The following is a 12,201-nucleotide window of genomic DNA, read 5'->3' as shown; positions in this document are numbered from 1 at the left end:
TGGTGCACCGCCATCAGCCTCCTCGGCTACGCCTGGGCCATGAAGCACTTCAACAAAGACCGCACCCACTAGACCCACCCACCATTCCGTCCGTCGAGGCGCATCGAACGCGAGATGAGGTACAGGTGATGACACGTCAGTCAGTCGCCGCAGTAGCACGACCGACGCAGCAGGCCGGCCGTTCCTCGACGGGCGCGCAGGCTCAGCTGCTCCGGACCGGCATGGACGTCCTGCACGACACCGACCCCGAACTCGCCGCGCTGCTGGACGCCGAGGTGAGTCAGCAGAACTCGATCCTCGCGATGATCGCGTCGGCGAGCATCGCGGACCCCTCCGTCCTCGCCGTCGGCGGAGCGGCGCTGTCGAACGTCACCGCCGAGGGCTACCCGGGAGCGCGCTACCACCCGGGGGCCCAGCAGTTCGACCACGTCGAGAACCTGGCAGTGGAGCGGGCCAAGCGGCTGTTCGGCGCGCGGTACGCCAACGTGCAGGCGCACTCCTGCTCGTCCGCCAACCTCGCGGTCCTCTCGGCGCTGATGCGCCCGGGCGACACGCTCCTCGGCCTCGACCTCGACGCCGGCGGCCATCTCACCCACGGCTCACGGGCATCGGTGACCGGCCGCCACTACAACGCGGTGTCCTACGGCCTGGACGAGTCCGGCCGCATCGACTTCGCACGCCTGGAGGACCTGGTCCTCGAGCACCGGCCCCGCGTGCTGATCGCCGGAGCCAGCGCCTATCCCCGTACGATCGACTTCGCCCGGTTCCGGGCCCTCGCGGACACCGTCGGGGCATATCTCCTCGCGGACATCTCCCATATCGCGGGCCTGGTGGCCACCGGCCGGCACCCGAGCCCGGTCGATGTCGCCCACATCACCACCACCAGTACGTACAAGCAACTGGCCGGTCCCCGGGGCGGTCTGATCCTCAGCGGGCGGGAGTACGACACGCCCGGCCCCGACGGCCGCACCCCGCTGTTCCGGCTGATGCAGCGCGCCGTGTTCCCGCAGTCGCAGGGCACTCCGAGCCCGGCCTCCATCGCCGCCAAGGCCCGCGCCTTCGCCGTGGCGGCCGAGCCGGCCTTCCAGGAGACGGCACGGCTGATCGTGCTCAACGCCCGGGCCCTGGCCGCGGAGCTCTCCTCCCTCGGGTACCGGGTGCTCACCGGCGGCACCGACAACCACATGGTCCTGATCGACACCACCGGCCTCGGCCTGACGGGGGTGACCGCCGAGCGTGCTCTGGAGGAGTGCGGGATCCTCGCGAACCGCAACCGCATCCCCGGTGACACCAAGCCGCCGCTGGTCACCAGCGGCCTGCGTCTGGGCACCAACATCCTCGCGCAGCGCGGAATGGGCCCCGAGCAGATGCGCGAGTGCGCTCATCTGCTGCACACCGTCCTCGCCGGCACCGGTCTGCTGTCCGACACCGAGTACCGGATCGACCCGGCCCTGGTCACCACGGTCCGAGAGGAAGTCCGGTGGCTGTGCGCCCGCCACCCCCTGTCCATCGACACCACCACCGCCGGTGCCCCGGTTTCCCTGATCGGAGTCGGAACATGATGACCGACCACCGCCCTGCCGCCGAAGCTCGCCGCGCCCCCGTCTCCGAGACCCGCCACGCCCCCGTCTCCGAGGCCCGCCACGCCCCTGCCGCTGAAACCCGCCGCGCCCCCGCGTCCGAAGCCCGCCACGACCCCGCTGCCGAGGTCTGGCCACCCGCGCTCGTACCGACGGACCAGCCACGCCGACCAGGCAGCGCCGCCCGGTGCACGGCCGTGGAGACCGTCGGCCTGGAGGCCAGGTCCGTCCGGGACAGCGTCCTGGCCGCCGCCTTCGCGGCGCTGCTCCACCGCTACACCGGCCAGGACCGGATCGCCCTGGCCGGCCCGGACGGCGAGGTCCGCTTCCAGGTCACCGGTGAGACGACACTGCGGGACCTGGCGGAGGGCGCCACCACCGCGCACGCCACCGGTACCTGCCCCGTCGGCTTCACAGCCGGCGCGGCCCCTTCCGCGGACGGAGCCCCCTTCGAGCTCCGGCTGGTCGTCCACGGCGAGAAGGCGGAACTCCACTACGACGCCGAGCTGTTCGAGCACACCACGGCGCTCAGGCTGCTCGACCACTACCGCACGCTCCTCGTCGACGGACTGCGCCACCCCGACCGCACCGTGAACCGGCTGCGATTGCTGGGCGACGAGGAGCTGCGCCGCACCCTCGTCGAGTGGAACCGCACCGAGACCGAACTGCCCAACCAGGGCTGCCTGCACGAGGCCTTCGAGGCCCGGGCGGACAGCGCGCCAGAGGCCGTCGCCGTGGTCCACGGCGACGAGCGGCTGACGTACCGTCAGGTCAATGCCGCGGCCAACCGTCTCGCCCATCACCTGCGGTCCCTGGGCGTGGGCCCGGACCTGCGGGTCGGCCTGTGCCTGGACCGCTCCGCCCAACTGCTCGTGGCGGAGCTCGCCGTCCTCAAGGCGGGCGGCGCCTATGTGCCGCTCGACCCTGACTATCCCGCCCAGCGCATCGCCGCCATGGTCGCCGGCACCTCGTGCACGGTGATGATCAGCCGCGAGGAGCTGACCGGAAACCTGCCCGAGGGCGGCGAGCAGAGCCCGCCGCTGGTCCTGCTCGACCGGGACGCCGATGTCCTGGCCCGGCTGCCCGAGCACAACCCGGGCCGCGTCGCGGACCCCGACCACCTCTGCTACATCATCCACACCTCCGGCTCGACCGGCGCGCCCAAGCCGATCGCACTGCACCACCGCGGGGTCCTGAACAACATCGCGGACCTCAACTCCCGCTACGGCGTGGGCCCCGGGGACGGTGTGCTCGCGCTGTCGTCGCCCAGCTTCGACATGTCCGTGTACGAGTTCCTGGGCCTGACCATCGCCGGCGGCACCGTGATCGTGCCCGACGCCGGGCGCACCAAGGACCCCGGGCACTGGGCCGAGTTGCTGGTCGCCGAGGACGTCACCGTCTGGAACTCCGCCCCGGCGCTGCTGAACCTGCTGACCGACCACCTCGAGCAGACCGGTGCCGAGCCGCTGCCGCGACTGCGCCTGGCGCTGCTCGGCGGCGACTGGGTCCCGGTCACCCTGCCGGACCGGGTCCGCGCCGTCGCCCCCGACCTGCGGTTCGTCGTGATGGGCGGAGCCACCGAGTCCTCGATCCACTCGACCATCCACGAGGTGGACAAGGTCGACCCGGACTGGACGAGCATCCCCTACGGCCGCCCCATGGCCAACCAGCGCACGTACATCCTCGACGACGCCCTGCAGCCGGTGCCGCCTGGCGTGCCCGGCGAGCTGTACCTGGCCGGCACCGGTCTGGCCCGCGGCTATCTGGATCAGCCGGAGCGCACCGCCGAGCGGTTCCTCGACTGGTCGTACGGGGACGTGGTGCGAGGCGAGCGCCTGTACCGCACCGGCGACGCCGCCCGGTTCGGCCAGGACGGACTGATCGAGCTGATCGGCCGCAAGGACTTCCAGGTCAAGATCCACGGCCTGCGCGTGGAGCTCGGCGAGATCGAGACCGTCCTGCGCTCCCACCCGGGAGTACGGCAGAGCGTGGTCGTCGCCCGCTCCAACCGGCTCGTCGCCTATGTGGTGCCCGAGGACACCGACAGCGACGCCGTCGGCGGCACGGTCGACACCGCCGCACTGCTGAGCCTGGCGGCCGACCGGCTGCCCGAGTACATGGTCCCGTCCGCGGTCGTCGCGCTGGAGCGGCTCCCGCTCACGCCGAACGGCAAGCTGGACCGGCTGGGGCTGCCCGAGCCGGAGTTCACCACCGCCGCCTACCGGGCGCCCGGGTCGGCCGAGGAGAAGATCCTGGCCGCCGTGTACGCCGAGGTCCTGGGCGTGGACCGGGTCGGCGCCGACGACGACTTCCTGGCCGCCGGCGGCGACAGCATCCGCGCCATCCAGGTCGTCACCCGGGCCCGGGCCCGCGGCCTGGAGGTCACCCCGCGGCAGATCCTGCAGTGCCGTACGGTCGCCGCGCTCGCGCAGGCCGCGACCGGCGCCGATGCCGGGGCCGCCGCCTACGCCGCCTCCGCTCCGCTGGCCGATCCGGACTCCGCGGAGTTCCGGGCCTGGCAGCGGCGCTACCCCGGCCTTTCGGACATATGGCCGCTGACCTCGCTGCAGTCCGGGATCCTCTTCGAGTCGACGCTCAGCGACACCGGCTACGACGCGTACCAGATGCAGACGGTGTTCCACCTGTCCGGCGAGGTCGACCCCGCCCGGATGCGGGCGGCCGGCCAGGCCCTGCTCGACCGCTACGCCAACCTGCGCGTGGCCTTCGTCCCGGACGCCGACGACAACCTGGTGCAACTCGTGCTGGACGGCGTCGAGTTGCCCTGGCGGGAGGTCGACCTCGGCACGGTCCCCGACGCCCGACGCGACGAGGCCTTCCGGCGCTTCCTCGCCGAGGACTACGCCACGCACTTCGACCGCACCACCCCGCCGCTGCTGCGCCTGACCCTGGTGCGGTTCGGCCCGGCCCGGTACGAGCTGGTGCTCACGACCCACCACGTGCTCATCGACGGCTGGTCCGAGCCGATCCTGACGCAGGACCTGCTGCGCCTGTACGCCTCCGACGGGGACGCCTCCGGGCTTCCGGCGGTCCGCGAGTTCCGGGACTTCCTGGCCTGGCTGAACCGGCAGGACCGCGCCGGGACCGCACGGGTCTGGGCCGACGAGCTCGCCGGTGTCGACGAGCCGACGCTGCTGGCGCCGGCCGGCGCGACACGCGCCGAGGTGCCCGGATCCGGGGACGTCGCACCCGGCGACACCGGATCCGGCGACATCGGGTCAGGTGACATCTGGTCAGGTGACACCGGGGCAGGTGACGCCGGGTCCAGGGAGGTCCTGGCCAGGGAGATCGGCCTCACGCTGACCGAGGAGGAGTCGGGCCGTCTGTTCCGGCGCGCCTCGGAGCTGGGCGTCACGGTGAACACCCTGGTCCAGGGCGTCTGGGCGGTACTGCTCAGCGGGCTCACCGGGCGCGAGGACGTGGTGTTCGGCGCGACGGTCTCCGGCCGTCCGGCCTCGCTGCCGGGCGTGGAGTCCATGGTGGGGCTGTTCATCAACACCCTTCCGGTACGCGTCCGTTGCGCTCCCGGTGACACCGTCGCCGACCTGCTGACCGGACTGCAGGGCCGGCAGTCCGTGCTCCTGGACCACCATCACCTCGGCCTGGCCGACATCCATCAGGAGACCGGCCTGGACGCCCTGTTCGACACCCTGGTGGCGTTCCAGTCGTACCCGATGGACCACGTCGGCATCGCGGAGGCGAGCGCCGCGGCGGGGATCGAGGTCACGGGGGTCGACGCCGAGGGCGCCGCCAACTACCCCCTGGCCCTCATCGTCGAGACCGACCCCTCCGTACGGCTGAGCCTCCAGTACCACCGCGACGTCTTCACGCAGGACGCGGTCGACGACATCGCCGTACGACTGCACGAGGTGCTGCACCAGTTCCTCGCGGACCCCGCCCGGCGCGTCGGCACGGTCGACGTGCTGCTGCCCGACGAGCGACAGCTGATCACCGCCGGGCAGCCGGGTGCGGACGTGGCATCGGCCGAGCAGACCCTGCCCGCTCTCGTCGAACGCCGGGCGACCTCGACGCCCGACGCGGTCGCGGTGGTCTCCGAGGGGGTCGCGTTGAGCTACCGGGAGCTCAACACCTGGGCCAACCGGCTGGCGCACCAGCTGATCCGGCGCGGCGTCGGGCCCGAGTCCATGGTCGCGCTCGCTTTGCCGCGCTCCGTGCAGCTGGCGGTCGCGCTGCTGGGGACGCTGAAGTCCGGTGCCGCGTTCGTCCTGGGCGAGCCCGGCGACACACCGGTCCGGGTGGCCGAGGTCGTCAGGGGCCCCGAGCTCGACCAGCTCGGCACGCAGCCCTCGTACCCCGGGGACAACGCCAACCCCACCGACCGGGACCGCCGGGCATCCCTGGACCCGGGGCACCTGGCGTGGCTGCGCCGCCCGTACCGGGGCGACGGCGGCCCGGCCGAGGTGGCGGTCGACCACCGCGCGCTGGTCGACGGAGCGTCGCGCTTCGTGTCCGCCGCGGGGCTGGCCCCCGGGACGCGGATGCTGGCGGCCTCTCCGCACGACGACGCGATGCTGTTCGAGGTCGTCGCCGCGCTGTCCTGCGGCGCCTGCGTCAAGATCCCCACGGAGATCAACTCCTTCGGCCGGGACTGGGGTTGGACCGGAGACGTGATCAGCACGGTCGCCCCGTTCTACGCCGAGGTGCTCAACCGCTCCGCCGGCGCGATCTACGCGGGGACGGTCGTCCTCACCGGTGACACGCTGCCCGGATCTCTGGTGCGGCGCATCCGCGAGGCGACACCGGGCGCGCGGGTGGTCGGCGTCTACGGGCCGGCCGAGACGTTCACCGCCACCGCGTTCACCGCCTCGGACGCGGCGGACGCGGAGGCGCGGAACCGTCCGCTCGGCACGCCGCTCGGCAACGTGCGGGCACGTGTCCTGGACGCGGCGCTGCGCCCCGTACCGGCGGGCGTCCCGGGCGAGTTGTACATCGCCGGGGAGGTGGCGCGCGGCCACCGGGGCCGGTCCGGCCCGACCGCGGAGCGGTTCGTCGCCGACCCGTACGGTCCGGACGGGGCCCGTATGTACCGCACCGGGGACCTGGCCCGGTGGAACCGCGACGGCACGCTGGAGTACGTCGGTCCCTGCGGCCCGCAGGCGCTGGTGCGCGGCCGGCGGATCTCCACCGTCGACGTCACGGCCGCCCTGGCCGCACACCCCGGTGTGTCCCATGCCGCGGCGGTCGTCCGCGAGGGCGAGGGGGCGGACGGCGAAGGCCTGCTCGTCGGGTACGTAGCGCCGTTGCGTACCGGCGCCGGTGTGGACGCCGAGGAGCTGCGCGAGTTCGTGGCGCGGCGCCTGCCGGACCATCTGGTACCGGCCACCGTGGTGCCGCTGGACGAGCTGCCGCTGGCGGGGGACGGGACCGTGGACCGTCACGCCCTTCCCGCGCCCGGGGCCGAACCCGTCGGCGGCGGTTACCGGAAGGGGCGAACGCCGCAGGAGGAAGCGCTGTGCGAACTGGTCGCGGACGTGCTCGGCGTCGACCGGGTCGGCATCGACGACGACTTCTTCACCCTCCGCTGCAATTCCCTCAAGGCCACCCGAATCATCGGCCGCATGCGCAGGACGCTCGGGCTCGAGGTCTCGATCCGAGTGCTTTTCCAACACCCGACCGTCGCGGAGCTCTCCGAGCATCTCAAACCCGCGACCACCAAGACCCGCCCCAGCCTGGGCAACGCGCTGAGGCGCGGGATCAAGCGGGACCCCGAGGGGCCCGCCGCACTGGCCCGACAGATCCGCGACGACATGAAGGAGCAGGTACCCCAGATGCGAGAGAACGCCAAGGAGCAGGCCGCGCAGCTCAAGGAGCAGCTCACCACTCAGGCCCGTGAGAAGTGGAGCGGCGACGAGTTCCAGACCAAGGTGATGGAGGACGTCAACGAAAGGATCCGCGACGGTGTCCAGCGGGGTTCGGGCGGCCCGAAGGGCGGCGGCAAGGACGCCAAGGAGTCACAGAAGCTTCTGAAGCGGATGCTCGAGCGCTTCGACGAGGAGGTCCGGGACGCCACCCAGCACCGTGCCCTCACCGATGAACGGCTGGCCCAGCTCCAGGAGATCCTCGCCGCCACCGCCGACTCCGTGCGCGGCCTCCTGCGGGAGGTTCCGGAGAAGGCCGGCTGACCCCCGGTGACAGCGGGAGCGCCCTCGGCGCCGCGTGTGAGCCACCAGGCTCCGCACGCGGCCCGGGGGCGCTGCGCGTTGGTGGACTGGCGCGTTCTGCCGGTTGATCCGAGTCGGCCGCCGGATACGCTTTCTCACCGTTTTCCGCGTTCACTGCCAAGCTGTGGCCGACACTCGGAGGAGACATGAACGAAAGCCCGCTCCAGCGCTTCATCACGTCAAAGGCGAACGAGTTCGGAATTCCCGGTTCCGCTGTCGCGGTCTTCTCCGGCGGAGAGGAGAGTTACGCATTTCACGGCACTACGAGTGCCGAGGACACGCGCCCACTCGACCACGACACACTCTTCCACTTCGGGTCGATCACAAAGACGTACACCGCGACCGCGATCATGCGTCTCGTCGCCGACGGGAAGATGGATCTCGACGCGCCGGTGAGGCGTTACCTTCCGGACTTCCGGCTCTCGGACGAGGACGCGGCCGCCACCGTCACCATGACGCATCTGCTCAACCACACCGGCGGGTGGAGCGACTATCTGAGTGAGAATCCGGAGGACAGCCTGGAGCGTCATGTCGCGGGGATGGCCGACATTCCCGTGACGACGCCACCGGGTGAGCATGCCGCGTACAAGAACGCGGGTTTCACGATCGCCGGCTTAATCATGGAATCGCTGACGGGTATGAAGTACGACGCCGCGATGCGGTCGTTGGTCTTCGATCCGGTCGGACTGACGACGGCGGCCTTCACGACGAGTGAACTGAAGGGACATGTGGCGCTGGGGCACGCCGCGCAGGCGGACGGATCGCTCGACGTCACCACCGACTGGGTGGCCGAGCGGTACGGGGATCCGTCCGGCGGCATCGTCTCGACGATCGGCGACCAGCTCCGCTGGGCACGCTTCCACCTGGGAGACGGCGAGGGCGTGCTGCCGCGGGACCTGCTGCTGCGGATGCAGCAGCCGACGACCGAGGTGCAGGGCAACTACTTCGGCGACGGCATCGGGATCAGCTGGTTCCTGCGCACGGTCGACGGCGTCCGCACCGTCGGCCACGGCGGTTCGATGTCGGGCCAGTACTCGTGGCTCCTGTTGGTGCCCGAGAAGGATTTCGCCCTGGTCACGGTGGCGACGGTCGGTCCGAACGGAATCCCGTACAACCAGGACGTCGTTCGCTGGGCACTCGAGACGTACCTCGGGGTCGTCGATCGCGACCCGGAGCCGCTGCCCTTCGACGGGGCGCGGGCGCGCGAACTCGTCGGCACGTACGAGACCTCGCAGGGGCGGGTGCTGATCAGCACGCCCGGCGAACGGCTGGTGATGGACTTCGAGGTCACCGAGGAGGCGCTCGAAGTCATCGGCACGGCACCGGACTTCCCGCCGTCCGAGTTCGGGTTGCTCGCCGACGCCGACGACCAGTACATCGTCACCGACGGGCCGCTGGCGGGCATGCGCGGCGTCTTCTCGCGCGACGCTGCGGGCGGCATCGAGACCATCAACCTCGCCGGGCGGTCCTACCGGCGCGTCACCTGACGCGCCCATCGAGAAGTGCTCCTGCGACGGCTTGCCCCCCCGGGCAGGTCCGCCCATGCTGCCTCAGGAGCACTTCTCACACGTCTCACGTCTCACACGTGCACGAGCGGTGCCGCTCAGTCCGTACGGACCCACAGACCGCCCGAGCGCACGCCGGTGAAGTCCGGTGAGTTGAAGAAGAGCGGCGGAATGTCGGGGTCGACCCGCAGCTTCGGGAAGCGGTCCATGAGGACGTTGAACACGATGCGGGTCTCCACCCGGACCATCTGCCCGCCGACGCAGTAGTGGGCGCCGCGGCCGAACCCGAGGTGGGCGTTGGGGCTGCGGGCGGCGTCGAAGGTGTCCGGGTCGGGGAACTGGCGCGGGTCCCGGTTGGCCGCCCCGAGGAACACCCTGATCAGCTGGTCCTTGGGAATCTTCTTGCCGCCGAGCTCGACGTCGGCGACGGTGGCGCGGTAGGAGGCGGCGCCCGGGGTCAGATAGCGCATCGACTCCTCGAGCAGGCTCGGCACCAGCGAACGGTCCGCCCTGACCTTCGCCGCCTGGTCCGGGAACGACTCCAGGCACAGCATGGTGTTGCCGATCAGAAGTGGCGTGGCAAGGTGTCCGGCACCCAGGATGCCGATGATGAAGTTGATGATCTGGTCCCGTGTCATCGGGCCGCCATCGAGCTTCTTGACCTGGCTGAGCAGGCTGATCAGGTCGTCCTTCGGATTCTTCGAGCGCTCGTCGACGTGCCGGCCGAGCATCTCGCGCAGGGGCTGCAGGGGCTTGGTGAGTTTCTCGAAGTAGCCCTCACCGTCGCCCTGGTCGACCTGCGTCATCTGGGCCTGCTGGTCCATGTTCTGGTCCACCAGCTTGAACATCGTGCGGTCGTCGGCCGGAATGCCCAGCAGTTCGCTGAAGACGATGCCCGCGACGTGGTCGACGAAGTCGCTGAGGAGGTTGAACCGGCCCAGATCGACCAGCTTGTCGGCGTACTCGTTGGAGAGTTCGAGGACCCGGGACTCGAGGTGGTCGATGAACCTCGGGCTGAAGGCGTGGCTGACCTGCTTGCGGATGTTCGCGTGCTCCGGCCCGGTCATCTGCGCCAGGTCACCGTCGAAGTACTTCAGCGTCTCCTCGTCGAGGTCGAACAGCCGCCCGGAGTCGGCCGAGTACGCCTCGTTGTTGCTGAGGGCCTCGTTCACCTCCGCATAGTCGTAGGCGTGCCAGCGGCCAAGTTCCTCGCACCACTCGACGGACTCTTTCGGCCGTTCGCCGCGCAACCAGAATTTGTCCGAGTCGAAACCCCACCGATCAGCGAAATCGGTCATCAGATCCCCTCCGTTGACGAGAGCACTGTGCGTGGCTGTCCTGTCGACAGGACATCGCCCGGCACTGACGCCGTAGTACTCATCGGCGTATTACTAAAGCCAGCCATTCTCTGCCGCGCAAGCCTCGATTCGCCGATGAAGTCGGATTGTTGATCGGCTTGCGCGGCCGGCGATGGTAAAGGCCGTCGCCAAGGGCGAGTTCGGCATGATCCGCGGAAAACGACGGCGGGCCGTGCATGACATCGGCACCTTGACTTGGACCCACGCGGCCACCACCATCTGTGCCTGGTGCGGGTTGTGCCGCTCCGGCATGCGCGCAGGCTTCCGACTTCCTGTTTTTTCTGCCGGTTTCCCTTACGCCTTCCGGTCGCTGAATAACCTTCCTCCTTGAGGCCTCCCTGCCTATGGATCCAGCCCGGAGGAGAAGTCGGCCGCATGTCCCGACACACCTATGTGAAGGCGCCATTCCAATACCGGGCCGGGAACCAGTGAGCGCAGCCCACGGTCACCGCTCAGGAATGCGTTCGGCGTTGCGATCAACCCTGATGAGGAGCGTGCGACAGTGACGGCTGAACTGACTGATCACGAAACACCGGACCAGTCCGAGTCCGGGGACGCGGCCGCCTCCCCGGACCAGGGGCCGCCCGCGTGGCTGGCCGCGCTGCGCGCGGAGCTGGACCCGCACAGCAAACGGCGGCTGGAGGCGCTCGAGCCCAAGCCGGACTGGCGCTGCCTGGAGATCGGCGCCGGCTCGGGGAGCATCGCGCGCTGGCTGGCCGAGCGCTGCCCCTCCGGCAAGGTGGTCGCCACCGACATCGAGCTCAGCTCGCTGGGCGAGGCGGGCGTCCCCAACCTGGAGATCGTCCGCCACGACGTCACGACCGACGACTTTCCCGAGGGCTCGTTCGACCTCATCTACGCCCGCTATGTCTTCAGCCATCTGCGCAGCCGTGAAAGCGACCTCGCCCGGGTGGCCTCCTGGCTGGCGCCGGGCGGTTGGCTGTTGCTGGAGGAGCCTGCCAAGTTCCCCATCGAATCCGCGCGGGACGCCGCCTACCGGGAGGTGAGCCTGGCCACCCTGGAGATCTACAAGGAGCAGGTGGGCACCGACCTCGACTGGCCGCGCTCCTTCCCCGCTCCTCTGGTGGAGCTCGGACTCGAGGACATCGGCATGGACGGCTCCCTGTCGGTGGTCGGCGGCAACCGGGCGATGGGTCTCTTCTGGGGAGAGGCCATCAAGGGATGGGGTCCCACCGTGGTGGCCGCGGGCAAGGCCACCGAGGAGCAGATCGAGCAGGCCGCCGGGCGCATGTACCAGGACGACTTCTGGGATCTGGGCCTGGCCACCGCCGCGGCCTGGGGCCGACGACCCGCCTGAGGACCGGTCGGCCGGCGCGCCGGGGGCTGTTCCCACGGGTGCCGGAACGGCTCGCGCTCATGTCATCCCCTCCCGCGAGCTGACTCGGCCCCGGCCGCAGCACCGTCGCCTGCCCGTGCCGGGCCGACCCGGGCAGGCCGGGCCGGCTGCCCGGCCGACCACACGACCGCTGCCCCCACCGCCAAGTGCGGTGGGGGCAGCGGTCGCTGCGCTGAGTGCGGCTGGGTGGCGGGATGGCTG

At 70.7% G+C, this 12,201-nt stretch carries 5 protein-coding genes; 4 read left to right on the top strand and 1 reads right to left on the bottom strand.

Features of this window, described 5'->3' with window-relative positions; all coding sequences use genetic code 11:
• Positions 1–221 precede the first annotated feature (221 nt).
• The 3 genes from FGD71_RS36255 (at position 222) to FGD71_RS36245 (ending at position 9,267) form a co-directional block, all read left to right on the top strand.
• Positions 222–1,562 carry a serine hydroxymethyltransferase gene (locus FGD71_RS36255; protein ID WP_181359343.1) on the top strand — a complete coding sequence of 447 codons (1,341 nt, stop codon included), beginning with the start codon at positions 222–224 and terminating at the stop codon, positions 1,560–1,562.
• A complete protein-coding gene (locus FGD71_RS36250; protein WP_119104797.1) occupies positions 1,559–7,741 on the top strand; it encodes a non-ribosomal peptide synthetase in 6,183 nt (2,060 codons plus the stop codon). Before FGD71_RS36255 ends, FGD71_RS36250 begins: the two co-directional genes overlap by 4 nt.
• Positions 7,742–7,926: 185 nt before the next feature.
• Positions 7,927–9,267, top strand: coding sequence for a serine hydrolase domain-containing protein (locus FGD71_RS36245; RefSeq protein WP_119104796.1), 1,341 nt, complete (start codon positions 7,927–7,929; stop codon positions 9,265–9,267).
• 116 nt (positions 9,268–9,383) lie between these two features.
• On the opposite strand, the gene FGD71_RS36240 is transcribed toward FGD71_RS36245, so the two are convergent.
• A complete protein-coding gene (locus tag FGD71_RS36240) occupies positions 9,384–10,583 on the bottom strand; it encodes a cytochrome P450 (RefSeq protein ID WP_119104795.1) in 1,200 nt (399 codons plus the stop codon).
• Positions 10,584–11,145: 562 nt separating this feature from the next.
• Here FGD71_RS36240 and FGD71_RS36235 point away from each other — a divergent pair.
• Positions 11,146–11,961: a class I SAM-dependent methyltransferase gene (locus FGD71_RS36235; RefSeq protein ID WP_162931324.1), complete on the top strand. Its 816-nt coding sequence runs from the start codon at positions 11,146–11,148 to the stop codon at positions 11,959–11,961.
• The last annotated feature ends 240 nt before the right edge of the window (positions 11,962–12,201 follow it).

This window comes from Streptomyces sporangiiformans, from assembly GCF_005768555.2.
GTDB classification, from domain to species: domain Bacteria; phylum Actinomycetota; class Actinomycetes; order Streptomycetales; family Streptomycetaceae; genus Streptomyces; species Streptomyces sporangiiformans.
The sequence above is the reverse complement of the archived record's forward strand: the minus strand, read 5'-3'. Positions and strand labels throughout refer to the sequence as shown.